24 protein-coding genes and 1 pseudogene are annotated in these 24,526 nt (G+C 72.0%); 11 read left to right on the top strand and 14 right to left on the bottom strand.

The features are described from left to right. Positions 1 to 25 precede the first annotated feature (25 nt). The 4 genes from ACWED2_RS21670 to ACWED2_RS21655 form a co-directional block, all read right to left on the bottom strand. Positions 26 to 1,606 (bottom strand): DNA polymerase Y family protein, encoded by a 1,581-nt coding sequence (locus ACWED2_RS21670; protein ID WP_449692277.1) that lies wholly within the window; start codon positions 1,604 to 1,606, stop codon positions 26 to 28. A gap of 348 nt (positions 1,607 to 1,954) precedes the next feature. After that, on the bottom strand, positions 1,955 to 2,629 hold the full coding sequence (locus ACWED2_RS21665) for a hypothetical protein (protein WP_449692276.1): 675 nt from the start codon (positions 2,627 to 2,629) through the stop codon (positions 1,955 to 1,957). Positions 2,630 to 2,754: 125 nt separating this feature from the next. Further along, entirely contained in the window at positions 2,755 to 3,654 is a 900-nt protein-coding gene (locus tag ACWED2_RS21660; protein WP_449692275.1) for an SAM-dependent methyltransferase, read from the bottom strand. Then, positions 3,651 to 4,232 carry a GNAT family N-acetyltransferase gene (locus ACWED2_RS21655; protein ID WP_449692274.1) on the bottom strand — a complete coding sequence of 194 codons (582 nt, stop codon included), beginning with the start codon at positions 4,230 to 4,232 and terminating at the stop codon, positions 3,651 to 3,653. The genes ACWED2_RS21660 and ACWED2_RS21655 overlap by 4 nt, the downstream gene beginning before the upstream one ends. 171 nt (positions 4,233 to 4,403) lie before the next feature. On the opposite strand from ACWED2_RS21655, the pseudogene ACWED2_RS21650 reads away from it, so the two are divergent. The 3 genes and pseudogenes from ACWED2_RS21650 to ACWED2_RS21640 all read left to right on the top strand — a co-directional run. Further along, a pseudogene (locus ACWED2_RS21650) lies at positions 4,404 to 4,580 on the top strand (LLM class F420-dependent oxidoreductase); the annotation flags it as partial. 262 nt (positions 4,581 to 4,842) lie between these two features. Further along, positions 4,843 to 5,169, top strand: coding sequence for a hypothetical protein (locus tag ACWED2_RS21645; protein WP_449692421.1), 327 nt, complete (start codon positions 4,843 to 4,845; stop codon positions 5,167 to 5,169). Positions 5,170 to 5,235: 66 nt separating this feature from the next. After that, positions 5,236 to 6,630 (top strand): NAD(P)/FAD-dependent oxidoreductase, encoded by a 1,395-nt coding sequence (locus ACWED2_RS21640; RefSeq protein ID WP_449692273.1) that lies wholly within the window; start codon positions 5,236 to 5,238, stop codon positions 6,628 to 6,630. Here ACWED2_RS21640 and ACWED2_RS21635 read toward each other — a convergent pair. After that, a complete protein-coding gene (locus ACWED2_RS21635) occupies positions 6,558 to 8,081 on the bottom strand; it encodes an alpha/beta hydrolase (RefSeq protein WP_449692272.1) in 1,524 nt (507 codons plus the stop codon). The two genes, ACWED2_RS21640 and ACWED2_RS21635, sit on opposite strands and share 73 nt — an antisense overlap. A gap of 178 nt (positions 8,082 to 8,259) precedes the next feature. On the opposite strand from ACWED2_RS21635, the gene ACWED2_RS21630 reads away from it, so the two are divergent. From ACWED2_RS21630 to ACWED2_RS21610, 5 genes are read left to right on the top strand one after another with little or no spacing between them, the layout of a single operon-like run. Continuing rightward, entirely contained in the window at positions 8,260 to 8,655 is a 396-nt protein-coding gene (locus ACWED2_RS21630; RefSeq protein ID WP_449692271.1) for a GntR family transcriptional regulator, read from the top strand. Next, a complete protein-coding gene (locus ACWED2_RS21625) occupies positions 8,652 to 9,533 on the top strand; it encodes an ABC transporter ATP-binding protein (protein WP_449692270.1) in 882 nt (293 codons plus the stop codon). The genes ACWED2_RS21630 and ACWED2_RS21625 overlap by 4 nt, the downstream gene beginning before the upstream one ends. Further along, positions 9,530 to 10,513, top strand: a complete 984-nt coding sequence (locus tag ACWED2_RS21620) for a transporter (RefSeq protein WP_449692269.1) — start codon at positions 9,530 to 9,532, stop codon at positions 10,511 to 10,513. The genes ACWED2_RS21625 and ACWED2_RS21620 overlap by 4 nt, the downstream gene beginning before the upstream one ends. A 20-nt stretch (positions 10,514 to 10,533) precedes the next feature. Beyond that, the gene (locus ACWED2_RS21615; RefSeq protein ID WP_449692268.1) at positions 10,534 to 11,640 is read left to right on the top strand and encodes an alpha/beta hydrolase family protein; all 1,107 of its coding nucleotides are present in this window, start codon (positions 10,534 to 10,536) and stop codon (positions 11,638 to 11,640) included. Beyond that, positions 11,637 to 13,574 carry an alpha/beta hydrolase family protein gene (locus ACWED2_RS21610; protein WP_449692267.1) on the top strand — a complete coding sequence of 646 codons (1,938 nt, stop codon included), beginning with the start codon at positions 11,637 to 11,639 and terminating at the stop codon, positions 13,572 to 13,574. Before ACWED2_RS21615 ends, ACWED2_RS21610 begins: the two co-directional genes overlap by 4 nt. 60 nt (positions 13,575 to 13,634) lie before the next feature. Here ACWED2_RS21610 and ACWED2_RS21605 read toward each other — a convergent pair whose 3' ends face one another. The 4 genes from ACWED2_RS21605 to ACWED2_RS21590 form a co-directional block, all read right to left on the bottom strand. Next, a complete protein-coding gene (locus ACWED2_RS21605) occupies positions 13,635 to 14,546 on the bottom strand; it encodes an extracellular catalytic domain type 1 short-chain-length polyhydroxyalkanoate depolymerase (protein WP_449692266.1) in 912 nt (303 codons plus the stop codon). An 11-nt stretch (positions 14,547 to 14,557) separates the two neighbouring features. Further along, positions 14,558 to 15,289, bottom strand: a complete 732-nt coding sequence (locus tag ACWED2_RS21600; protein ID WP_449692265.1) for an SGNH/GDSL hydrolase family protein — start codon at positions 15,287 to 15,289, stop codon at positions 14,558 to 14,560. A 13-nt stretch (positions 15,290 to 15,302) separates the two neighbouring features. Continuing rightward, complete coding sequence (locus tag ACWED2_RS21595; protein WP_449692264.1) at positions 15,303 to 16,340, bottom strand: non-reducing end alpha-L-arabinofuranosidase family hydrolase; 1,038 nt, start codon at positions 16,338 to 16,340, stop codon at positions 15,303 to 15,305. Between the two features lie 210 nt (positions 16,341 to 16,550). Further along, positions 16,551 to 17,300, bottom strand: coding sequence for an SDR family NAD(P)-dependent oxidoreductase (locus ACWED2_RS21590; protein WP_449692414.1), 750 nt, complete (start codon positions 17,298 to 17,300; stop codon positions 16,551 to 16,553). A gap of 57 nt (positions 17,301 to 17,357) precedes the next feature. Here ACWED2_RS21590 and ACWED2_RS21585 point away from each other — a divergent pair, with 57 nt between their 5' ends. Together ACWED2_RS21585 and ACWED2_RS21580 are read left to right on the top strand one after the other, a co-directional pair. Further along, entirely contained in the window at positions 17,358 to 17,894 is a 537-nt protein-coding gene (locus ACWED2_RS21585) for a ferritin (protein ID WP_449692263.1), read from the top strand. A 104-nt stretch (positions 17,895 to 17,998) separates the two neighbouring features. Further along, entirely contained in the window at positions 17,999 to 18,637 is a 639-nt protein-coding gene (locus ACWED2_RS21580; RefSeq protein ID WP_449692262.1) for a PaaI family thioesterase, read from the top strand. Here the strand turns inward: ACWED2_RS21580 and ACWED2_RS21575 are convergent. Genes ACWED2_RS21575 through ACWED2_RS21555 form a run of 5 tightly spaced genes read right to left on the bottom strand, consistent with a single transcriptional unit; the run spans position 18,634 to position 23,000 of the window. After that, the gene (locus ACWED2_RS21575) at positions 18,634 to 19,392 is read right to left on the bottom strand and encodes an MHYT domain-containing protein (RefSeq protein ID WP_449692413.1); all 759 of its coding nucleotides are present in this window, start codon (positions 19,390 to 19,392) and stop codon (positions 18,634 to 18,636) included. The genes ACWED2_RS21580 and ACWED2_RS21575 overlap by 4 nt on opposite strands. Before the next feature lie 18 nt (positions 19,393 to 19,410). Next, positions 19,411 to 20,040: a GTP-binding protein gene (locus ACWED2_RS21570; RefSeq protein ID WP_449692261.1), complete on the bottom strand. Its 630-nt coding sequence runs from the start codon at positions 20,038 to 20,040 to the stop codon at positions 19,411 to 19,413. Then, on the bottom strand, positions 20,021 to 20,398 hold the full coding sequence (locus ACWED2_RS21565) for a DUF742 domain-containing protein (RefSeq protein ID WP_449692260.1): 378 nt from the start codon (positions 20,396 to 20,398) through the stop codon (positions 20,021 to 20,023). Before ACWED2_RS21565 ends, ACWED2_RS21570 begins: the two co-directional genes overlap by 20 nt. Next, complete coding sequence (locus ACWED2_RS21560) at positions 20,395 to 20,829, bottom strand: roadblock/LC7 domain-containing protein (RefSeq protein WP_449692259.1); 435 nt, start codon at positions 20,827 to 20,829, stop codon at positions 20,395 to 20,397. Before ACWED2_RS21560 ends, ACWED2_RS21565 begins: the two co-directional genes overlap by 4 nt. Continuing rightward, complete coding sequence (locus ACWED2_RS21555) at positions 20,829 to 23,000, bottom strand: HAMP domain-containing sensor histidine kinase (RefSeq protein ID WP_449692412.1); 2,172 nt, start codon at positions 22,998 to 23,000, stop codon at positions 20,829 to 20,831. The genes ACWED2_RS21560 and ACWED2_RS21555 overlap by 1 nt, the downstream gene beginning before the upstream one ends. Positions 23,001 to 23,373: 373 nt before the next feature. Between ACWED2_RS21555 and ACWED2_RS21550 the strand changes: the two genes are divergently transcribed. Beyond that, positions 23,374 to 24,333, top strand: coding sequence for an ArsR/SmtB family transcription factor (locus tag ACWED2_RS21550; RefSeq protein ID WP_449692257.1), 960 nt, complete (start codon positions 23,374 to 23,376; stop codon positions 24,331 to 24,333). Positions 24,334 to 24,526: the final 193 nt, after the last annotated feature.

The following is a 24,526-nucleotide window of genomic DNA, read 5'->3' as shown; positions in this document are numbered from 1 at the left end:
CACCACGGCGTGCGGCGTCCGGTCTCTAGTCGTAACAGCCCTCCACCGTCCACTGTGGAGCGTCGCCGACGGTGACCACGAGCAGCAGCGCGATGTCTCCGTCGGCGGCGGTGTCGCCTTCCAGCACCACCTGGACGCGGGCGACGGGACGCTCGCCGCGGCGGCCGGGGAGGGCCGGGTGCACCACCCACGGGCCGGCCGAGCCGATGACCCGGCGTGGCGGCCCCCCTTCGACGGCGACCGTCGACGGCGGGTAGCCGAGTTCGCCGCGCTCCGTGCAGCGGACGACGTCGCCGACCGCGTCGAGCACCTCGGCCGGCACCGGGCGGGGCGGCACGACCGTCGGGGACGGCGCGGGCAGGCGTCCGGGCCACGGCCGGTCCGCGGCGAGCGGGCGGCGGGGCTCGCCCCACGGGATGAGCCGGACGCGTTCGGCCGGGCCGCGGCCGCCGTCCAGCAGCGGGGTGACCACCGCGTCCGGGCCCAGCAGGCCCTGGATGCGGACCAGGGCGCGGGCGGCGCGTTCGGCGGCGTCGGCGTCCCGGCCGACCGAGCCGAGCTGCAGCTGCAGCGCCTGGCCGCCGACGACCTCCTCGGGGTCGAGGCGCAGCCGGACGAGGCCGGCGGTGGGCCGGTCCCGCGCGGTGAGCCAGCCTTCGCACTGCCACCGCACGCGGTCGGCCGTCGAGCGGGCGGTGAGGGGCTCGGCGCAGCGCCAGACGCGCACGCGTTCTTCGCCGGCTTCGGTGACGGCGACGATGGCCAAGCGCGTGCAGGCGAGGCCGTGGTTCGCCAGGCCGGCGAAGAAGCGCTCGCCGAGGGTCTTCGCGACGAAGGCGGCTTCGTCGATTCTTCTCAGCGGCTCTTCGAAGGTTTCGGTGACGGCGAGGTCCGGCGGCAGGGCGCGGCGCAGCGGCGGGCGTTCGGAGAGGCCGCGAGCGAGGCGGTGCGCGGTGACGGCGGCTTTCGGGAAGCGGCCGGCGACGTCGCGTTCGGCCAGCGCCGCGAACGCGCCGAGGGTGCGCAGCCCCAGCCGCTTGAGCAGGTCGACGAGCTCCCCGCGGTCGTCACCCGGCTGGTTCAGCTCGGCGATCGAGAGCGGCGCGAGGAAGTCCTTCGCTTTTCCCCGCGGGACGAGCGCCGATCGACGGGCGGCGAGGGTGGCGGCGAACAGCCCGTCGGCGACGCCGACCTGGCATTCGACCCCGGCGTGCGCGGCGACCTCGTCGATGAGCAGTTCGGCGAGGGCGGCCTCCCCGCCGAAGTAGCCGGCGGCGCCGTCGACGGGCACGGCGACGAGCCCGGGCCGCACGACCTCGACCCCGACGGCCTGCGCCTCGACGGCGGCGGCCACGGGTTCGAACAGCCGGGCATCGCGATCGGGATCGTGCTGGTGCACCACGAGCCCGGGACACCGCGACTGGGCGTCCCGGCGCCGCATCCCCCGCCCGACGCCGTGCTGCCGCGCGGAAGCGGAGCAGGCGACGACGCGATTGGCGGAGAAAACGGCGGCGGGAGCGGCGGGCGGAGTCCCGGCAGCGGCCCCGGCGGCGACGACCGGCCAGTCCGGGCACCACAGCACGAGCAACCGTGGCGCATCGGTCATCCGGCGACCAGCGCCTGCCGCCGGCGGGGAAGCGTGCGGCCCACGGGAACGCGCTCGATCAGCTCCGGCCCCGCGCTCATGGGCAAGACCGGAACCAGCGTGCTCAGAGACCGATCCCGGGCGCTCGAACCCGGAACCTGCGTGCTCAGGGGCGAAATTCGCGTGCTCACGCCCGGAACCAGCGTGATTCGGGGCGGAACCCGCGCGACCAGCGTGATGAAAAACCGAACTCGCGTGATTCGGGGCGGAACCAGCGTGACCAAAGACGAAACTCGCGTGATCGGGGGCGGGACTCGCGGGATCATCCCGCGACCCGGCCCGCCGCGCTGTCTCGGCATGCCGTCGGGCTCACCCGGCCACCTCGGCCAGCCGCTGCCCCGGCACCCCGCCGCCGCCGGTGAGCGCGCCCTCCGGGCCCGGCAGCTGCAACCCCACCGACAATGGCCGCGTTGCCGCGCCTCGGCCGCGGCTCGTCGCCACCACGTCGCGGGCGCGCAGGTGGCCGTGGCCGTCCTGGGTCAGGCCGTGCCAACGGCGGCCCGACACCCTCAGCTCCAGGTCCGCGCCCGGCCACGCTCCCGCCGTCAGCAGGACCGTCCCCCGGTTGCGGACCCGGCCCGCCAGCCGGCGGGCCGTCTGCGGCGGCACCGAAGCCGGGCCGAGGACCACCAGGTCGAACCCGTCCACCAACGCCGACAGCACCGGCACCAGCTCCGCTCCCGGGTCCGGCACCAGCGCGACGCGCTCCAGGTCGACGCCGAGTTCCGCCGCCGCGGCCAGGCCCAGTTCCGGGAGACCCGTCACCGCCGCCCAGGAGCCGGTGCGGGTCGCCTCCGCGAGGAGGGCCAGTACCAGCGAGGTCGCCCCGCGCACCGCGACCGTGCTGCCGCGCCGCAACCCGCCGCCGGGGAGCAGGCGGGCCAGCTCGGGCAGCACCGTCAGCAGCTGACCGTCTTCCGGCGCACGCAGCTGCGCCGCCGTGCGGACCCCGGGGATGGCCGAGAGCGCCTCCGGCACCGCCACCGCCGCTCACCTCCAGCACCACGTACTCGTACCGGAGACGCCCACCGGGCGAACCCAGAACACTTATCGAACACTTGTTCGCATAGTGCGAGACGGGCGGCCCCGCTGTCAAGCCGGGCGCGACCTCAGGGGGAGAGGACGCCGCTGACGTACCGCACGTCGCCCATGCGCAGGTCGTCGTCCACCAGGGGCGTGAGACCGTGCGCGGCGAGCAGGTCACGGACCGTGCTCCCGGTCAGCGTCCAGCCGAGGCCGGCCAGGTAGGGCTCCGCTTCGTTGCGTTCACCGAAATAGCGCAGCTTCGCCATGTCGGTGTCGAAGCTCTGCTCGCGCCAGCGGCCGGAGATCCGGTCCAGGCCCGCCTTCGTCTTCTCCTCTTCGCCCGGGCGCGGGTTCGGCCGGCTCTCGGTGGCGATCCGGCTGCCCGGCGCGCTCAGCCCGGTGATCGTGTCGAGCAGCCGGTCCTGCGCGTCCGGCGGCAGGTAGCCCAGCAGGCCCTCGGCGCTCCACGCGGCCGGCCGCGCCGGGTCGAAGCCGGCGCCGCGCAGCGCGGCGGGCCAGTCCTCGCGCAGGTCGGCCGGCACCACCCGCCGGTCGGCGGCCGGCTCGGCGCCCAGCCCGGCCAGGGTGCGCGTCTTGAACTCGAGCACCTCCGGCCGGTCGATCTCGTACACGACGGTCCCGGCGGGCCACGGCAGCCGGTACGCGCGCGAATCCAGCCCCGCGCCCAGGATCACGGCCTGCGGGAGGGCCGCCTCGCGGAAGAACCCGTCGTAGAACCGCGTCCGCACCTTGGCCACGTCGATCCACACCTGCTCGACCAGCTCGCCGGGCGTCGCTTCGCCGCTCGCCAGCCGGGTGAGCAGGTCGACGCCGACCGCCCGGACGAGCGGCTCGGCGAAGCGGTCTTCGATGCGCGCGGGATCCGAGCGGCCCGCCATCGCCCGCGCCGCCGCGGCCATCGTCGCGGTCGCGCCGACGCTGGACGCGAGGTCCCACGTGTCGCCGTCCTGCCTGGAAGTCATGCTCTCCCCCGTCGTTTCGAGCCGACCACCCGGCTCACGATCCACGCGTGCGCGCCGAGCTGCCGGCCGCGGGTGAACCCGGCCTCCTCGAACAGCTCCACGGTGGCGGTGAACAGGAACCTCGCCGGCGCGTCCCGGCCGGCGGTCACCTCGGAGACGGCTTCGACGAGCCCGCCGCCGCCCAGGGCGATCAGGTCGAGCGCCCCGGTCAGCGCCGCACGGGCGACCCCGCGGCCCCGGTGCTTCTTGTCGACGAAGAAGCAGGTGATCCGCCAGTCCGGCCGGGGCGGCGCGGCCTTGTCGTAGGCGCGCCGGTGCTTGATGCCGGGCAGTTCCCCGGGGCTGCCGTACTGGCACCACCCCTGCGCGAGGCCGTCCTCGCCGAACACCAGCGCGGCGTGCGCGCCGCCGGTCCGGACGCGGTCCTCCTTGATCGTCCGGCGCACCGGGCCCCGCTGCGCGCGTTCCGGGTGGAACCCGAGGCACCAGCAGCCGCCGAACACGCCGTTGTTGCGCTCGACGAGTTCCGCGAACGCCGCCCACGTCGAGCTGCCGAGGGGCCGGACGGTGTACGCCATCCCCGGATTCTGCCCGACGCGCGCGCCGGGCAACCAGGCCGGTTTCGGCGGATTGGCCTTGGACACGGAAGATCGGGACGCCTACGGTCGGCTTCCGTGGACCTCGGACGGATCGGCCTCTGGAGCCCGCTGCGGCTCTTCGAACAGGAGGGCGCGCGGCTGCCCGGAACGATGGCCGAACTCGACGCGTCGGGCTTCGGCACGGTCTGGCTGGGCAACGGTCCCGCCATCATGGCCGTGGCGGCCACCCTGCTCGGCACGACCTCCCGGATCACCGTGGCGACCGGCATCGCCAACATCTGGGTGCACCCGGCGGCGGCGATCGCGGCGCGCCACCGGGAACTCACCCAGCAGCACCCGGGCCGGCTGCTGCTGGGCCTCGGCAACGGCCCGCGCGAAGAGAGCCAGTGGGCGTTGTCCCCGTACCGGCGGATGGTCGCGTACTTCGACGAACTGGACGCGCTCGGCGTCCCCGCCGGAAGCCGCGTGCTGGCCGCGACCGGCCCGCGCATGCTCGCGCTCGCCGCGGAACGCAGCGCCGGCGCGCATCCGTTCCTCACGACCGCCGAGCACACCCACCTCGCCCCGCACCGCGCTCGGCGAGGGCCCCTTGCTCGCCACGGAACTGAAGGTCGTCCTGGCCGCGGACCCGGCGACCGCGCGCGCGACGGCCCGCCAAGGACTGGGTTTCTACCTGGCGAAACGCGGTTACACCACCAATCTCCGCCGGCTCGGGTTCACCGACGAGGACTTCGCGGGCGGCGGCAGCGACCGGCTGGTGGACGCGGTGGTCGCATGGGGTGACGCCGAGACCGTGCGCAAGCGGGTCGACGAACACCACCAGGCCGGCGCGGACCACGTGGCCCTGCACGTGCTCACCCCGGACGCCCGCCTGCCCCTTGCGGAGTACCGGCAGCTCGCCGCGGCCCTGCTGTGACGCACATCGCGGTCACACCCTCGTCCGCCACCTCGTCCAGGGGGTGAAGCGAGAAAAGAGGACGAGATGCGCAAGATCCTGATCGTCGGCGGCGGTTACGCCGGTTTCTACGCCGCCTGGAAGCTCGAGAAGAAGCTGCGTCGTGGCGAGGCCGAAGTCACCCTCGTCGACCCGCGGCCTTACTTGACCTACCAGCCCTTCCTGCCCGAGGTCGTGGCCGGCTCGGTCGAGGCGCGGCACGCCGCCGTGTCGCTGCGGCGGCACCTGCGTCGCACCCGGGTCGTCGCCGGGAAGGTCACCGCCATCGACCACACCCACCGCGTCGTCACCGTGCAGCCGGCCGACGGCGAACCTTTCGAAGAAAGCTACGACCTGATCGTCGTCACCGCCGGTGCGGTCACCCGGACGCTGCCGGTGCCGGGCATCGCCGAGCAGGCCATCGGCCTCAAGCACGTCGAAGAGGCCGTCGCGATCCGGGACCGGCTGCTGACCGCCTTCGACCGCGCGGCCACCCTTCCCGAAGGCGCGCAACGGCGGAAGCTGCTCACCGTCACTTTCGTCGGCGGAGGCTTCTCGGGTGTCGAAGGCTTCGGCGAGCTGCTGTCGCTGGCGACGGCGTTGCTCAAGCGCTACCCCGAACTGCGGCGCGACGAACTGCGCTTCCACCTCGTCGAGGCGTCGGACCGGATCCTGCCCGAGGTCACCGACCGGCCGGGCCGCTGGGTCGTGCGGGAGCTGGAACGCCGAGGCGCCCACGTCCACCTGAACACCCTGGTGACGTCGGCGAAGGGCGGCCACGTGACGCTCTCGACCGGCGAAGAGTTCGACTCGGAACTCATCGTCTGGACCGCGGGCAACGGCGCCAACCCGGTCATCGGACGGCACACCGACCTCCCGGTCGACGAACGCGGTTACCTCGTCGTGCGCCCGGATCTGCGGATCGCGGGCGTGGCCGACGCCTGGGCGGCCGGGGACGCCGCCGCGGTGCCCGACCTCACGATGCCGGGCACGCGCACGGTACCCAACGCCCAGCACGCCTACCGGCAGGGAAAACTGCTGGCCCGCAACATCATCGCGACCCTGCGCGGCCGGGAGCCGAAGCCGTACGTGCACCACAGCCTGGGCGCCGTCGCGACACTCGGCCTGGGCCGCGGGATCTTCCAGTACAAGCGGCTGGTCCTCAAAGGACTCCCGGCGTGGCTGATGCACCGCGGCTACCACGTGCTCGCCGTGCCCACCTGGGAACGCAAGGTCCGGGTCCTCGCGGTGTGGCTGACGCAGGCGCTGTTCGGCCGCGACATCCTCAGCCTGGCCTCGGTACAGCACCCGCGGGACGCCTTCATCACGGCGGGCCGCACCGTCAACAGTGCGGCCCGCCGTGATCAGGATCAGCCCGCGAAGGGGCTGGCGTCGATCGTGCAGGTCTTGCCCGCCGCGGGGAAGGTCCCCGAGATCAGGTAGTCCCGCTTGACCTGCTCGGTGCACGTGCTCGGCACGTACATCGAGGAGTGCCCGTAGCCCTCGGTCACGAACACGCGCGCCCGCGCCAGTTCCGCGGCGCCGTCGCGGGCGCCGTGCAGCGGGGTGGACGGGTCGTAGCGGTTGTTCAGCACGAGGATCTCCGCCGACGTCGGGCGGTTCCACGGACCCGTGTAGCGGTCGGTGTCCTTCGCCTGCCAGAACGCGCAGCTCATCATGTCCAGCACCGCGATCCGCCCGAAGTACGGCACGCGCTGGTCTTCCGACTCGGCGTACCGGCTGTAGACCGCCGGGTCGGTCGGCACGTCGCTGTCGGAGCACTGGATGGCGTTGAACGACTCGGTCCGGTTCGAGGTGTACTGCTCACCCTTGACCGCGGCCGACCGGAGCGCCGGCGTGGCCGGAGCGTCGTACAGGCGCTGCAGCAGCGCGGCGATGTCCGCCCAGCCCCGCGAGTCGGACAGGTCGGCCGCCGCGTTGATGATGCCGGAGTACGTCCACGTCTCCCCGTCGCTGACGATCGGGGCCTGCTTGGCGCGCGCCGTCAGCGCCGCCCACTTCGCCTTCGGGTCACCCGAAGAGAACGCGCACTTCGGGCCGGCTTCGGTGCACAGCCGCAGGAACTGCTCGAAGGTCTGCGCGATGCCGGTCGCGACGTCCTGCCGGGTGTCCAGCGGGACGCTCTTGCCGTTGCCGTTCTGGCCGGTCGAGTTGCCGGCGAAGTCCATGGTGCCGTCGAACACCATCGCCCGGATGCGGTTCGGGAACAGGTTGGCGTAGGTCACCCCGAGCTGCGTCCCGTAGGAAATGCCGTGGTAGTTCAGCTTCGGGTCGCCGACCGCGCGGCGCAGCAGCTCCAGGTCGCGGGCGGTGTTGGCGGTCGAGACGTGCTCGAGGATCGGGCCCGCCTTCGCCGAGCAGCGGTCGGCGAGCTCCTTCGACTTGGCGTAGAAGGCCGCGTTGCCGCTCGGGTCGCCCGGCATCTCCGGGAACGAGCCGAAGAAGGCCTGCTGCTCGGCCAGGGTGTCGAAGCACCGGACCGCCGTGCTGTTGGCGATCCCGCGCGGGTCCCAGGAGACCAGGTCGAACCGCGCGCGCAGCTCGTCGGAGAACAGCCACGGCCACTTGCCGCGCTCCCGCAGCCGCTGCAGGCCGGACGCGCCGGGGCCGCCGAAGTTGACGAAGAGCGAGCCGATCCGGTGCGCCGGATCGGTGGCGGGCAGCTTGATGAGCGCCAGGTCGATCTTCGCGCCGGACGGCCGGTCGTAGTCCAGCGGCACGGAAGCCTTCGAGCACTGGAAACCGTCCGCGCAGTCGGTCCAGCTCAGCTGCGGCGTCGGCACCTTGTCGATGGAGGCCGGTGCCGCGGACGCGACCGCCGGTCCCGCCGCGACGGCCATCGAGACACCGAGTGCGGCGACCACGCCGCGCACGATGCCTCCCCCAGAAAATCGACGCACGAAAAAGTCCCTTCGGAGAGGAAAACGATCACTTCGCCTCCACAGACGCCGCAGCCGCGGCGAGGTTGACTCCCGTCGCCGAAAAAGATCACTGGCAGCCGGAGGCGTCATGTAGCTATAGTGCTAGGTAACTAGATAAATGGAGTTGCCGATGATCGAGTTCCACCTGGACACGAGGTCCGGCTTGTCGCCGTACCAGCAGCTGGTCCAGCAGGTGCGACACGCGCTGCGCCTCGGCCTGCTGAACGAAGGAGATCAGCTCCCGAAGGTCAAGGACGTGGTCGCGAGCCTCGCGATCAACCCGAACACCGTGCTGAAGGCCTACCGCGAGCTGGAGCACGACGGCCTGGTCGCGGCCCGCCCCGGCGTCGGCACGTTCGTGACGGCGACCTTGAACGGCGGCGCCTCGTTCGCCGCGATGGGCCCGCTGCGGCAGGACCTGCGCCGCTGGCTGGGCAAGGCCCGCAAGGCCGGGCTCGACGAAGAGAGCATCGAGGCCCTGCTGATGTCCACGTTTCGCGACTCCGCCAGAGAGGGAATAGCGTGACCGTCCTGCGCGCCCAGGGACTGGGCAAGAAGTACAAGCGCAAGCAAGCGCTTACCGGCTGCACGCTCGAGATCGAAGCCGGCCACGTCACCGGGCTCGTCGGGCCGAACGGGGCCGGCAAGTCGACGCTGCTGAACATCGCGGCCGGCATGCTGGAGCCGACGACCGGCACGATCGAGGTGTGCGGCGGGGTGCCGGGCAGCGGCCCGGACCAGCTGGCCAAGGTCGGCTACGTCGCCCAGAACACGCCGGTCTACAGCGGACTGTCCATCGAGGAGCACCTGCGGCTCGGCGCCCACCTCAACCCCGGCTGGGACGCCTCGCTGGCCGAGAAGCGCATCGAACGGCTCGGCCTGGACCCGAAGCAGCACGCCGGCAAGCTCTCCGGCGGCCAGCGCGCCCAGCTGGCGCTCACCATCGGCATCGCCAAGCGTCCCGAACTGCTGCTGCTCGACGAGCCGGTCGCGGCGCTGGACCCGCTGGCCCGCCGCGAATTCCTGCAGGACCTCATGGAGGCCGTCGCCGAGCACGGGCTGTCGGTCGTGATGTCCTCACACCTGGTCAACGACCTCGAGCGGGTCTGCGACCACCTCGTCGTGCTGGTGGCTTCGCAGGTCCGGGTGATCGGCGAGGTGGAGACGCTGCTCGCCACGCACCACCGGCTGTCCGGGCCGCGCCGCGACCTCGACACGCTCCCGGCGGATCAGCACGTCGTCTCGGCGAAGCACACCGACCGCCAGACCACGGTGCTCGTCCGCACCGAGGCACCGATCCTCGATCCCGCGTGGACGGTCGCGCAGGTCGGCTTGGAGGACCTCGTCCTCGAATACATGAGCAACCCCACCGCCGCCCGCCCCGCCCTGGAGGTCCTCCGATGACCTGGCTGACCTGGCGCCAGTTCCGCATGCCCGCGCTGTCGGTGTTCGCCGGCCTGATCGTGATCGCCGTCGTGCTCGCGATCACCGGACCCGACCTGGTCGGGCGCACGAACTTCTCCGACCAGGACACCCTCTTCGGCGGCACGATCCTGGTGCTGTACCTGCTGCCCGCGGTGATCGGCGTGTTCTGGGGCGTGCCGATGATCACCCGCGAGCTGGAGAGCGGCACGCACAGTCTCGTCTGGAACCAGACCGTCACGCGCAAGCAGTGGCTCACCACCAAGCTCGGCTTCGGCCTGCTCGCCGCGATGGTGGCGGCCGGTCTGCTCGGCTGGGCGGTGTCGTGGTGGGCGAGCCCGATCGACGCGCTCGCGGCGACGCAAACCGATCGCGGGATGCTCTCACGCATCATGCCCGTGGTGTTCGGCGCCCGCGGCATCGTCCCGATCGGTTACGCGGCTTTCGCGCTCGTCCTCGGCGTCGCGGTGGGCATGCTGCTGAAGCGGACGGTGGCCGCGATGGCCGTCACCCTCGCCACGCTCGCCGCCGTGTTGGTCCTGGTGCCGAACTTCGTGCGCCCGTACCTGCTGCCGCCGCAAACCGAAACGGTCGCGATCGTCGGCAAGGACATCACGAACATCACCGGCAACGACAATCAGGGAATCACCGAGATCGGGATGCGGCAGCCGGCCGGTGCGTGGGTGCTGGCGAACGAGACCGTGGACCCGGCCGGGAACGTGGCCGACCCGCTGCCGGACTTCGTGCAGGTCTGCGCGCCGAGGCCGGGCGCGGGCCCGCCGGAGCGCGGCACGATGGAAGCGTGCATAGCCCAGCTGGGCGCCCACGGCTACCAGCAGCGGCTGACGTTCCAGCCGGGCTCCCGGTTCTGGCCGCTGCAATGGCTCGAACTCACGCTCTACCTCGCGATGACCGCCCTGCTCACCTGGTTCTGCTTCCGCCGTCTCCGCCACCTGTCCTGACGATTCCGACTGGGGGAATCATGCGCACTCTCGCGGTAGCCGCCGCACTCACGCTCACGTTGTCCGCGTCGCCCGCCTCGGCGGCCACGACGCCCTACCTCCCCGCCCCGACCGGGCACCAGCCCGTCGGCGTCACTTCACTGTCCCTCAAGGACACCTCGCGTCCCGACCCGTGGGTGCCGTCGGTGCCCTACCGGGAGCTGATGGTCTCCGTCTTCTACCCGGCGACCTCGGGAGGAGGGCCGAAGAAGCAGTACATGACCCCGCTCGAGTCGAAACTCAACCTCGAGCGGCAGAACATCCCGGGCCTGCCCTTGGACGTCTTCAGCACGGTCCGGACGAACGCCGTCGTCGACGCGAAGCCGGCCGGGCGGTGGCACAGCCTGCCGCTGGTCGTGCTGTCCCCGGGCTGGACTCAGCCGCGGGTGACCCTCACCGCACTGGCCGAGGACCTCGCCAGCCGCGGATATGCCGTGGCGGCGATCGACCACACCTACGAAAACCGCGCCACGACCTTCCCCGACGGGCACGTCACCGGCTGCGCCGCCTGCGAGGTCGACGACCAGCCCGGCTTCTGGCCGAAGTTCGCGCAGGTCCGGTCGAAGGACACGTCGTTCGTGCTCGACTTCCTGTTGTCGTCGAAGTGGGGCGCGCTGATCGACCCGCAGCGGATCGGCATGACCGGCCACTCCGCGGGCGGCGCGATCACCACCCAGGCCATGCTGGCCGACCCGCGCATCCGCGCCGGCGCCGACCTCGACGGCAGCGTCCACGTCCCGATCCCGGCGTCCGGGCTCTCGCGGCCCTTCATGTTCATGGGCAGCATGGACAACTACACGCCGGGCGCGCCAGGGCCGTACGACGACTGGGAAACCGACTGGACGCACCTGACCGGCTGGAAGCGCTGGATCATGGTCTCCGGCACGGTCCACCCGTCGTTCACCGACCTCGGCGTGCTCGCCGAGCAGCTGGGCGTCGACATCGGCGACTCGATCGACCCCTACCGCGCGCTGGCCGTCACGCGGAACTACGTAAGCGCTTTCTTCGACCAGCACCTGCGCTGCCGTCCGCAGCCGTTGCTGGCCGCGCCTTCGCCCGCTTACCCGGAAGTGACCTTCATCGGATGAGAATCAAGAGCCTCATGGTGATCACCGCACTCACCCTCGCGCTGACGTCGCCGTCCGCGTCGGCGGACCCGGCGCTCACGCTGGCGAAACCGACCGGCGACCGGCCTGTCGGCACCACCGCCCTGCCGGTCGACGGCCGCTCGCTGCCGGTATCGCTCTTCTACCCCGCCGCTTCCGCGGCGGGGCCGAAGGCGCCGTTCATGACCGAGGCGGAGGCGAAGGCCGTCCTCCACCAGGACGGCATCACCGGGGTGGCGCCGTCGGTGCTCGCCGGCATCCGCACCGACGCCGTGGTGGACGCGCGGCCGGCCGGGCACCGCCTGCCGCTGGCCGTCCTGTTCCCCGGGGCCGGGCGGCCGCGTGCCGAGCTGACCTCACTGGCCGAAGACCTGGCCAGCCACGGCGTTTTCGTCGCCGTGGCCGCCCACACCGCCGGGTCCGCGGACGTGTCGTCCGTGCTGGACGCACTGGCCCGCTCGCCGTGGGCCGGCCTGCTCGACGCGGACCGGATCGGCGTCGCCGGGCTCGACGGCACCGGCGCGGCGATGGCGGCCGATCCCCGGGTCAAGGCCGGGGTCGACCTCGACGGCCCGGACGAGCCGCTGCCCGCCCCCGGCCTCGACCGGCCGTTCCTGTTCCTCGGCCGGGCCGGCACCGGCGCGGGGAACTGGGCCGAGCTGACGGGCTGGAAGCGCCGGCTCACCGTGGCCGGCACGGTGCACCGGTCGTTCACCGACATCGGCCTGGTGGGCGAGCAGCTCGGCATCGACTTCGGCGCGACCACCCGGGCCGCGCGCGGCCAGGCGATCACCGCGGCGTACGTCCGGGCGTTCTTCGACCAGCACTTGCGGGGCAAGCCGCAGCCGCTGCTGGACCAGCCGTCCGCGCAGTATCCCGAGGTCGCCTTCGACCGGACGTCCACGCCGTACCTGCCCGCCCCGACCGGGGACAAGCCGGTGGGCAGCACGGCGGTGTACCTGAAGGACGCTTCGCGCCCGGACCCGTGGGTGCCGTCGGTCCCCTACCGGGAGCTGATGGTCACGCTCTTCTACCCGGCCGCTCCGTCGAAGGGCCCGAAGACGCAGTACCTGACGCCGGCGGAGTCGGCGGCGTTGCTGAAGGACAGCGGCCTCGACGTGCCCGCGGACCTGCTCACCACGATGGTGACCAACTCGGTGGACGACGCCCGGCCCGCCGGACGCGGGCTCTCGCTGGTCGTGCTGTCACCGGGCTACACCAAGCCCCGCGCCACGCTGAGCGCGCTGGCCGAAGACCTGGCCAGTCACGGGTACGCCGTCGCACTGATCGGCCACACCTACGAGAACGCCGGCCAGAGCTTCCCCGACGGGCACTTCGCCGGCTGCGCTTCCTGCGAAGTTCCGCACGACACGGCGTTCTGGCAGAAGCTGGAACGGGGCCGGGCCGCCGACGTCTCGTTCGTGCTGGACTCGCTGCTCCGCTCCCGGCCGGGCCTGATCGACCCGGCGCGGATCGGCATGGCCGGGCACTCCATGGGCGGCGCGAGCACCATCCCCGCGATGGTCGCCGACAACCGGATCAAGGCCGGGATCGACATCGACGGGACGACCGAGCTCCCGCTCACCGCACCGGGCCTGGCTCGGCCGTTCCTGTTCGTCAACCACGAGCAGGTGCCGAAGTGCGCGCCGGGGAACGTGCCGTGGGAGCGGGACTACGCGCTGATGACCGGGTGGAAGCGGTGGATCGAGGTGGCGGGCACGCAGCACGCGTCCTTCACCGACGTCGGGCTGCTGGCCGAGGAGTTCGGCGTCCCCATCGGCGGCCCGAACGCGGCGGCCCGGGCGAGCGAGATCACCCGGGCGTACGTCAACGCGTTCTTCGACCAGCACCTGCGCGGTCGGGCGCGGCCGATCCTCGACCGGCCGGGCTACCCGGAAGTCTCGTTCTGCCGGTGACCGGAGATGGCGGAAGCGGCACTGGGGGTGCCGCTTCCGCCGTTCTTCCAGCAGCGGCGTTCAGCGGTCGAGGCCGAGGAACGAAATCGCGTACGCCAGCTGGCCGGTCATCGGCAGGGAGTGCCCGACACCGGCGATGCTGACGCCCTCCACCGTGGCCTGGGTACTGGTGTTGCCGTACCGGGTGCGCGTCCACGACGACTGCGGGTGGTCGGTGAACGCCGGGGTCTGGCTCAACCCGTTCAGGTTGGTCCACTGCTTGAGCTCTTCCCCGAAGTTCGGGTACGACAGCGTCGTGTCGGTGGTGCCGTGCCACAGCTGCATCCGCGGGTAGCGGCCGGTGTAGCCCGGGTACATCGACCGGGCCAGGTCACCCCACTGCTGCGCGGTCTTGATCGACTGCCCGCCCGAGCAGGTGCTGTTCCACAGCGAGCCGTTCGTGGTCGCGAAGCACCCGGCGGGCACCCCGGAGAACGCCGAACCCGCCGCGAACACGTCGGGGTACTGGGCGGCCAGCACGTTCGTCATCATCGCGCCGGAGGAGAACCCGCTGACCACGACCCGCGCCGGATCGACGTTGTAGCGCGATTTGGCCCAGGCGACCATCGACATGATGCCCGTCGAGTCGCCACCACCGTTGCGCCGCAACGCGTTCGGCGTCGAGACGTCGAAGCACTTCTCGCTGCGGGTCGCTTCCGGCAGGACCATGACGTACCCGTAGCGGTCGGCCGCGGTGACGTAGTCCTTGCCGTTCCAGCCGAAGATCGAGCTCGCCGAGCCGCCGCAGTAGTGCACCAGCACCAGCAGCGCCGGCCTGGCCGCGACCCGGTCGGGCACGTAGACGTACATGTTCAGGTTCGTCGGGTTGTTGCCGAAGTTCGTCACCCTGGTCAGTGCCGCCGCCTGGGCGGGCGCGGCCAGGCCGGTGACCATGACCACCAGGGCCAGCAGGACGCCGAGCACGCGTTTCATCGCTGTCTCCTTCACGCCGCACCGGAAGCCTGGAGCACGGCGGTCCGCGGGTTGCCGATGCTGCCCGGGACCGACCGCAGGGCGCTGTACCAGACGGCCGCCATCTTGTCGTAGCCGGCGGCGTTCGGGTGGACGCCGTCGGGGAGGTCGGCGGCGGACACCGCGCTGTGCAGGTCCACCAGGTGCACCCGCTTGCCGGCGGTCACCTTGCTCTGCACGATCCCGGGCAGCGCGTTGTTGAACGTCCGCACGGCGGCGTCCCCGCTCGCCCACCCGATCGGGATGAGCTGGGCGACGAACACGTCGGCGTTCGGCGCGGCGGCGGTGAGGTGGTCGAGCAGCGTGGAGAGCCGGCCGGGCGCGCCGGCGACGTTGTAGTTCTGCAGCACGTCGTTGGTGCCGATGTGCAGCAGCACCGAACGCGGGTTGTAGGTTCGCAGCCAGCCGGTGACGTTCGCGTCGATCTGGTCGATGCGCCAGCCGGGGTGCCCTTCGTGGTCGTGGTCCCACAGGCTGCCGGGCCCGTTGAACTGCGAGCCGACGAAGTCGTTGGTGTAGCGGCCGGCGGCGAGGCGCTGCCACAGGCCGATCCGGTAGCCGCCGGGCACGCCCGTGCCGTGGGTGATCGAGTCGCCCAGCGGCATGATCCGCACCCCGCCGTTCGACTCCGCGTTCGCGACCCCGGTCGAGCCGGTGAACGCGATCGCCAATGCCGCCGCCGCGGCCAGCAGTCGGGTTTTCATCGCCGTCCTCTCGTCAGCAGTTCGAGTTGGTCTGGGTCAGCAGGCCGAGCCGCCAGGGCAGGCTGTTGTAGTCGCCGCCCGCGTTCGGGTTCTTGCCCTGGTAGAGGTACTGGAGCCGGCACGGGTTGATCGGCAGCGTCTGGTCGTTGCCGGAGCGGATCATTTCGCCGTGGCTGATGTCCTTCGACCACTGCCCGGCCGGGAAGGTGACGTTGTTCGCCCGGGCGAAGGGGTTGCTTTCGCCGGCGGCCAGCGGGTTCCAGGTGCCGGCGATGCTCGACGACGTCCAGGAGCGGAAGTAGCGGCGCCCGTCGGTGCCGATGGCCTCCACCAGCAGCAGGTACTGGTTCTGGCCGGCGATCTTGTAGACGTTGCTCGCTTCGAACAGGTTGTTCTTGTTCGGGTCCCGCATCGCGATCACCGTGTTGCCGAAGCCGTTGGGGAAGTTCGCCACGGTGGTCTGCGACCGGTAGAGGTGCCCGTTGTCGTCGGAGGAGAACAGGTAGCAGTTGGCCGAGTCGCAGATGACCCACATGTCGACCCAGTAGCCGTTGCCGATGTTCTGCTTGATGATGTCCGGCATCGCGCTGTAGAAGTTCTTCGGCGCGCTCCAGCCGTTGGGATTCGAGATGTCACTGTTCGTGGAGTAAGCGGCGTTTCCGTTCTGGTAGACGAGGTACCACTTTCCCTGCGGCGCGAAGTAGAACACCTGCGGCGCCGCCCGGTAACCCGCGCCGATCGCGGTTTTGTCCAGGTAGTACTGGGTGGCGGAACCGGCCTGCGACCAGTCGGAGAAATTGAGGTAAACCAGGTTGTAGCCCGCGGCGTTCGCGGTGCTGGCGAACACGTGGTACTTGCCGCCCGAGTAGACGACCGTCGGGTCCTTGATACCGGCGATGTTGTGCGTGGCATCGGACTTCGGCGCGATGAGGGCCCCGCTGGAGTTCCACCGGAAGCTGCCCGGCAGGGCGGCCTCCGCGGCGGGGGCGTGGAGCAGCGCGATCAGCGCCACCACGGCGATGGCGAGCAATGACCGGATCCGGGCTTTCACAGGACCTCCTGAAGACAGGGAGAAGTGCGCCGGTGGCGACCGAAACTTTCGCCATCGGTTCCGAAATTCGACGAATTCTCGAAACTTTCGCTACCCTGTTAGCGATAACATTCTATTGTTGCCGACAGCTTAAACCCGCGCGCCACGCAATGACAATGGTCGGACACGCAACGCAATCCCCGGGGCCGTGGGCGTGCGGCCACCCCGGCGTCACCACGTCGGGTGGGCCGTGACCCCGCCGTCGACGACCAGGTCGTGGCCGGTGATCCAGGACGCCAGCGGGGAGGCCAGGAACACGCAGGCGTTGCCGACGTCGGCGGGCGTGCCGAGCCGGCCCAGCGGTGCCGCGCGGCGCCACCGTTCGACGCCCTCGGGCCAGTCCTCTGCCAGGCCGGGCCGGGAGATCAGCCCCGGCGACACGGTGTTGACGCGGATCGCGCGCGGTCCGTACTCCAGCGCCGCGCCGCGGGCGTGCATCACCAGCGCCGCTTTGGCGGCGCTGTAGTGGACGTGCCCGGCCGCCGGCTGCCGCGCCTCGATCGACGCGATGTGCGTGACGCTCCCGCCGTCGCCCATCAGCCGGGCCGCGGCCTGGGTGCAGGAGAACGCGCTGGTCAGCGTCGCATCCAGCATGGCCCGCCAGCGCCGCACGGTCAGTTCGCCGAGGTCTTCGACCGGCTGGACGCCGGCGTTGTTGACCAGCGCGTCGAGCCGGCCACCCCAGTCCGCGACGGCGGCGAGCAGCGCTTGACAGGCCTGGTCGTCGGTGAGTTCGGCGGTGAAGGCGCGGGCCCGCCCGCCCGCGGCTTCGATCGCGGCGACGACGTCATCGGCGGCCCCGGGACGGCGGTGGTGCACCGCCACGGCCGCGCCCGCCTCGGCGAACCGGAGCGCGATCCCGCGGCCGATGCCGCCGGAGGCGCCGGTGACGCAGGCGGTGGTGCCGGACAGGTCGGGCAGGCTGGTCACCGCACCGAGCGTAGCTGCGCACCCCGGATCCGTCGTAGGTTGTGGGGCATGGCCAAGACCCGGAAGTTCGCCGAACTGCTGCAGACGCAGATCCGCCACGAGTTCACCGCCGCCCAGCAGTACATCGCCCTGGCCGTCTGGTTCGACGCCCGCGACCTGCCGCGGCTGGCCAAGCGCTTCTACCGCCAGGCGATCGAGGAGCGCAACCACGCGCTGGCGATGGTGCGCTACCTGCTCGACCGCGACGAGCCGGTGGCCATCCCCGGCACCGGCGACGTGCGCAACGACTTTTCGAGCGTGCACGAGGCGATCGAGCTGGCCCTGGCACAGGAACGCGCGGTGACCGCCGACATCGAAGCGATGGCAAAGGCCGCCCGGCTGGAGGAGGACTACCTGGGCGAGCAGTTCGTGCACTGGTTCCTCAAGGAGCAGGTGGAGGAGGTAGCACAGATGTCGACGTTGCTCACGGTGGTCGAGCGAGCGGGCGGCAACCTGTTCGAGGTCGAGAACCACCTGTTCCGCGAGGCGGACGCCGCGGAAGGCGACGCACCGAACATGCCCCCAGTGGCAGGCGGCAAGCTCTGACGGCGGCGGGCGCACCACCGGCCCGGCTCACCACGCAACCCGCAACCGCCGACCAACCCCCTGCTAGACTGAAACGTGTTCTAGTTCCAGTCCCGGGGAGCGCGATGTCCGAGAATCCGTTTCCGATCGTCGACGGCGTACCCCCGGGGCGCGCCCTGCTCGGCTCCCGGATCCGCGAGCTGATCGAAGCCTCCGTCTGCGTACGCGACGACGAAGCCGACCTCGCCGCCGCGGCCCGCCGCGTCGAAGCCGTCACCGAGGCGCTCCGCGCGGCCGGCGGCGCGAAGCCGCTGCTGCTCGCCGCCCTCGACGGTGGGGGGCACCTGAGCATCAACAACCCCCTGGAAGGGCCCGGGAACCCGCTGGCACCGCCCCTGTCGTGGGTGCGCGTGGGACCGGAGTCGGTGTGCGCCGACGTCCTCCTCGGTGCCGCGCACGAAGGCCCGCCCGGGCGGGTGCACGGCGGCTGGGTCGCCGCGGTCCTGGACCACGTGCTCGGCCGCGCCACCGCCGCGGCCGGCTTCCCCGGCATGACGGCGTCACTGACGGTCGACTACCACCACGGGACGCCGTACGCGGTGCCGCTCACCGCCGAGGGGTGGCTCGTCCGCCGCGACGGCCGCAAGCTCCACGCCGGCGGGGAACTCAGAGCGGGGGACGTCGTCTGCGCCACGGCGACGGCGATCCTGGTCCACTTCAGCCCCGACCGGTTCCCGGTGCCCACCAGGTCCACGGCGGACTAGGACGCGACCGTCGTGTGCCGGGGCGCCTCCGAACTCGCCGTCGCCATCAGGACCGCGCAGATCGGGACCGCCATCGCCAGCGCCGCCAGCACGAACACCGGGAACAGGAACGAGAACACCTCCGTGCCGGACGGGTCGGGGGCGCCCGGGTCCAGGTGCAGGCGCACCGCCGCCATGCCCGTGTAGTGCATGCCGGTGACCGCCGCGCCCATCACCAGGCCCGCCGCCAGCCGGGGCAGGAGCTTGTCCAGCCCGACCGTGAACCACAGCGCCGCGGTGGCCGCGACCACGGCGATGACCACCGACAGCACCACCAGCGTCGGGTCGTAGCCGATCGTGCCCTTGACCTGCACCGCCCACATCCCCGTGTAGTGCATGACCGCCACCGCGAGCCCGGTCAGCAGGCCGCCGAGCAGCAGCCGCCGCCACGCGAACCGGTTGCGGACGCCGAACACCAGCAGCCCGCAGAACACCGCCGCCACCGACAGGACCGCCGACAGCGCCGTGCGCAGGATGTCGTAGCGCACCGGCAGGCCGGGCGTGGAAAACCCGAGCATGGCGATGAAGTGCATGACCCAGATGCCGACGCCGCCGATCGACACCGCCGCGAGCGCCAGCCAGGTCAACCGGACGCGCGGGCTGTCGGTGGACCGCGCCTGCAGCGTGCAGGCGAGGCCGAGGGCGCACCCCACCACCGAAGTGAGGTAGGCGAGCACGACGAGCCAGTTGCCCATCGCGAAGTCTTCGTGGTCCATGGGCATTTTCGGGCTCCTTCAGGCTTTCCGTGATCTGGGTGCGTGGTGCTCGGCGAGCGCGTGCTCGGCCGCGGCGATGAGGGTCCGCTTGGTCGACTCCGGCGACCGCGCGTCGCAGGTGACGACCTCCACCGCGGCCGGGATCTTCAGTGCCTCGCGCACCTGCTCGGGCCCGTGCTGGCGGGTGTCCTGGAACTGGTTGATGGCGACCAGGAACGGCAGGCCGCGCGACTCGAAGTAGTCGATCGAGGCGAAGGAGTCCGCCAGCCGGCGCGTGTCCACCAGCACGATCGCCGCCACCGCACCGCAGACGAGGTCGTCCCACATGAACCAGAACCGGTGCTGGCCTGGCGTGCCGAAGACGTAGAGCACCAGGTCTTCGGCGAGGGTGAGCCGGCCGAAGTCCATCGCGACCGTGGTGGCGAACTTCCCCGGCACGTCTTCGGCCCGGTCCACGCCGACGGACGCGGTGGTCATGAGGGCTTCGGTCCGCAGCGGATCTATTTCCGAAACGGCACCGACGAAGGTCGTCTTGCCGGCCCCGAAGCCGCCGGCCACCACGATCTTCGCCGAGGTGATCCGGCCCGGAGAGGCGCCGTTCTTGGAGGCACCGTTCTTGGCAGCACTGTCAGAGCGCACGTAGTCCACTGAGGACCCTTTCGAGCAGGTCGTTCCGTTCGTCCCAGGAGGCGTCCGCGGTGAGCGTGTCGCGGATCGACACGTGGCCGGCGATCAGCAGGTCGCCGATGAGCACCCTGGCCACGCCGAGCGGCACGCCCAGGTGGGCGCCGACCTCGGCCACCGACCGCTGGTGCAGGCAGAACTGCGTCACCACGGCCAGGGGGTTGGTCGGGCTGAAGGGTGCCGTACGGCCCTCCGCCGTCGTCTCCACGAGGGCTTCCACCGCCAGGTCGACCGTCGGCCGGGTGCGCCCGGCGGTCCAGGCGTAGGGGCGGGCCAGCGACGCCGCGTGCCGCCCGCCCTCGCGTCGCCGGCCTTCGGTCACCGGGCCGCCCCCGGCGCGGCCGCGGGCCGAGCCGGTGTCTCGACCACCTTCCCGACCCGGTCCACCAGCAACGTCATCTCGTAGCCCACCAGCCCGATGTCGCAGCCCGGGTTGGCCAGCACCACCAGGTTCGAGCCGTCGCCGACGTTCATCAGCAGCAGGAAGCCGTGCTCCATCTCGATCACCGACTGCACCACCCGGCCCGCGGTGAACAGGTCGGCGGTGCCGAGCGCGAGGCTGGAGAGGCCGGACGCGATCGCCGAGAGCTGGTCCGCGCGGTCGCGCGGCAGGGTTTCGTTCGCCGCCACGAGCAGCCCGTCCGCCGAGACCAGCGCGGCGTGCGCGACGCCGGGCACCTCTTGGGTGAACGCCGAGACCAGCCAGTTCCGGGACCTCTCGGCCACTTCCGCTCCTTCTTGCCGGGTGCTCATCACTGCTCCGCCCCGGGCTCGCCCGCGACCCGGTGCCGGGCCGCACGCATGCCGCTGTAGTGGCGGGAAAGGTTGTTCCGCACCGCGGCCGGGTCGCGGAAGGACCCCTCCGGCTGCGGCGGGCGCGGAGCGACCGCGCCGGGTGCGAGCTGCGCACCCGGCGTCCGCGCGGGCAGCCCCGAGTCGGTGAACTCGACGTCGTCGAGGGTGCCGACCGCGGCTTCCGCGGCCTGCCGGACCTGGTCGGTCGGCGTCGCCCAGGCACCCGGCCGGGCCGGGGTCGCCGGGGCTTCGGCGAACCAGTGCGACAGCATCTGGTCGAAGATCGGCGTCGGCGGGTCCGCCACCGGCGGCGGTTCCTCGGCGGGCCACCGGGGTTCGAGCTCGTGGCGGGCGGTGCCGTTGGCCGAGCCGTTGACCGCCGGGGCCGGGGTGGGCGGGACGGCCCGGGGCGGCAGGTCGACCAGGATCAGCACGCCCGGGACGTGCACGCTGGCGGTGATGCCGGCACTCGCGGTCCGCGTGGTCGTCGGCCGCAGCCGGACGGTGATCCCGTGCGACGCGGCCAGCCTGCTCACCACGAACAGGCCCATCCGGCGGGTGGTCTCCGGGGTCACCGAGGCCCCGGCGGCCAGCCGGGCGTTCGCCGCGTCGAGGTCTTCGCGGGTCATGCCGAGCCCGACGTCGACGACCTCGATCAGCAGGCCGCCGTCGAAGCCGCGGTCGGCGGTGAGCACCACCCGCTCCTCCGGCGGGGACGACCGGATGGCGTTCTCGAGCAGCTCGGCGAGGATGTGCACGACGTCCGCCGCGGCCTCGGACTGCACCGACCCGCGCGGCGCGTTGCCGAGCGAGACGCGCTGGTAGTCCTTGACCTCCGACGTCGCCGCCCGCAGCAGCTCGACCGTCGCGACCGGCCCGACGTCGCGGCGCACCGGCCGGCCACCCGCCAGGACCTGCAGGTTTTCGCCGTTGCGCCGCAGCCGGGTGGCGATGTGGTCGATCTGGAACAGCTCGGCCAGCCGCTGCGGGTCCTGTTCGTCGGCTTCGAGGTCCTCGATCACCGACAGCTGCAGCTCCACCAGCGACTGGCTGCGCCGGGACAGCGTCATGAACATCTCGCTGACCTGGATCCGCATCTCGGCCTGCTCGCCGACGGCCAGCCGCACCGCCTGCCGGTGCATGTCGTCGAAGGCCCGGGCGAGCTGTCCGATCTCCTCCTCGGAGTCGACCGGGAGCGGGGCGGTCGTCCGCCAGTCGACGTCCTCGCCTTCGCGGATGCGCTCGATGGTGCTGGGCAGGCGGCGCCGGGCGGTGTCGAGCGCGGCGGCGTGCAGCCGCCGGATCGGGGCGACCACCGACCGGGCCACGGCGAGGGCGATGGCGAGGGCGCCGAGGAGCGACGCGATCACCAGGGCGGCGTCGCGAAGGGCGTCGGACCGGGCGGTGTTGGTCTGCGCGCCGACCGCGTCCGAAAGCGTTTTCACCTGCTCGGCGAGGATGGTGCCGAGCACCGTGCGCTTCGCCTCGGCACCGCCGGCGCCCGGACTGGTCGCCGCGGCGAACCGGGCGGCCGCGGCGCCGGCGGGCAGCGCGCGCCGGATCTGTCCGGTGAGTACGGTTTCCTCGGCCGCGGCGCGCTCGGCGGCCGCCACCGAAGTGCCTTCGGACCGGCCGGCCAATGCCTGCTGACCGGCGAGACTGGTCCTCAACTGCACCAACGATTCGGTGATGGCCGCGGCAGCGTCGAGACCACCATTCCCGGCCTGCTCGGCGATACCGCCGATCACCTCGCTGAGCGAGACGCTGAAGTCGTGGTAAGCCGCGGTTTTCGCGGCCGGCGAACCGGACTGCTGCCGCAGGTCGGCCAATTTCCCGAGCTGATCTTCCAATGACCGCGCCAGCGCCGGGTTGAGCTGGGAAAATGCGGCGTCGTGGCGCACGACGGCGGCTTTTTCGTCGACCGCGGCGGTCTGCGCGGCCGCGCCGTCGTGGATCATCTCGTCGTCGGCCAGCCCGGCGAGTTCGGAAATCCCTTGCACGACCGGCATTTGGTCGCGGACGGCGCTGAGCCCGCCCGCACGGGCGAGTTCGGCCTGCACCCGGCCACCCGCCAGCAGCAGGGCGACCAGTACCGGCAGCAACAGCACTACGGAGATCTTGGTGCGCAACCGCCAGCTGCCGGGATTCCAGGAGGCGACGGAACGGCGGGACGAGGGTTCGTCTTCTTTCATCGGTGGCGTGGCTCGATTCGTACCGGTGGCCCGAGAACGATTTCCGGTTCCTTTTCCGCGGAATTCAGCCGACGACGTAACTCCGGAGACGGCGGTGTTGTCAAGGAATGCCGGTCGTTTCCCCCGTACGCACCAATCACACAGCGTGAACTGCCACGGCGCGGCTTTTTACCCTTGCGGAGGGTGAAGACAGCTCGCCAAACCGTGTGGAATTCCGGCCCGGGTGCGTGAATTTCCGGCGGTCGCGTGACCCCTGTCGGGTGCCCCCGCGGTGCCCGTTACCCTCGGCCGGGAAAGGGGGTCGCGGGCGATGTTGAAAATTCACTTCACGGAAGCGGACCTGGCGAAGGTGACCATCGCCGAGGACGCCGACCCGATGTGGGAGCTGCTGATGAGCAGTTACCGCATCCGGCGGCCGGAGGGTGAGCCGTTCTTCGGCCGCTGGCGGCGGGGATCACGGTCCGCGGTCCCCCAGTCCGGCCGGCTGCTGATGTCCGCCGTCCCGCCGTACGGCTACTGCCCGGACTTCCTCACCCCGGCCGGCGCCCGCACGATCGGCGACGGGATCTCGGCGGTGCTCGAGACGCCCCCGCCGGTGCTGGCCGCCGACGTCGCCGAGCTGGCGGCGCAGGGCACCCACGTCCCGGCGTGGCTGCGCCGGGTGGGCGACGGCGAGCAGCGCGAGCTGCGGCGGCTGGGCACGGCCCTCCACGACTACTATCGCCAGTGCGTGGCGCCGGACTGGGCCACGGTGCGCCGGGCGGTGGCCCGTGACCGCCAGCGGCTGCAGGCCAACCTGGACCGCGGCGGGCCGCAGCTGCTGCTCTCGACGTTGCACCCGGAGGTGACGTGGTCGCCGCCGGTGCTGCGGGTGCGGTTCCCGATCGACCAGGAGCTGCACCTCGACGGCCGCGGGCTGAGGTTGATCCCGGCGTTCTTCGCCCACGGCATGCCGACGACGTACAAGGACCCCCTCCTGCCGCCGGCGCTGGTGTATTCGATCAGCCACCCCCGCTTCGACAGCGACGCGGAGCCGGGCCCGTCACTGGCGGCGCTGCTCGGCCAAACGAGGGCGCGGGTGCTGGTGACGATCGCGAGGACGAGGTGCAACACGAGCGAGCTGGCGGACCTGACGGGCATTTCCCCGGCGACGGCGAGCCAGCACGCGTCGGTGCTGCGGGCCAGCGGGCTGATCAGCAGCAACCGGTCGGGGAAGTCGCAGATCCACGAGATCACCCCGCTGGGGCTGGGGATCATCCGGGCGAGCTGACCGAGCGCCCGAAGAGGCCTTCGGTGCGCCAGACGCAACCAAGGCCGCCTTGGGGCGCTTGGGGCGCATGGGCGAGGCCGCGCCTCCAGGCCGCCCGGCCGCCGCCCATCTTCGCCGCCCGCCGCTACCCCATCCGCCGCGCCGCCACCCCGGCCGCGCCGCCACCCCGGCCGCGCCGCCACCCCGGCCGCGC

The sequence above is a fragment of the Amycolatopsis sp. NPDC005003 genome, from assembly GCF_053600695.1.
Note: the sequence above shows the minus strand (reverse complement) of the source record. Positions and strands in the feature narration are given on the sequence as shown.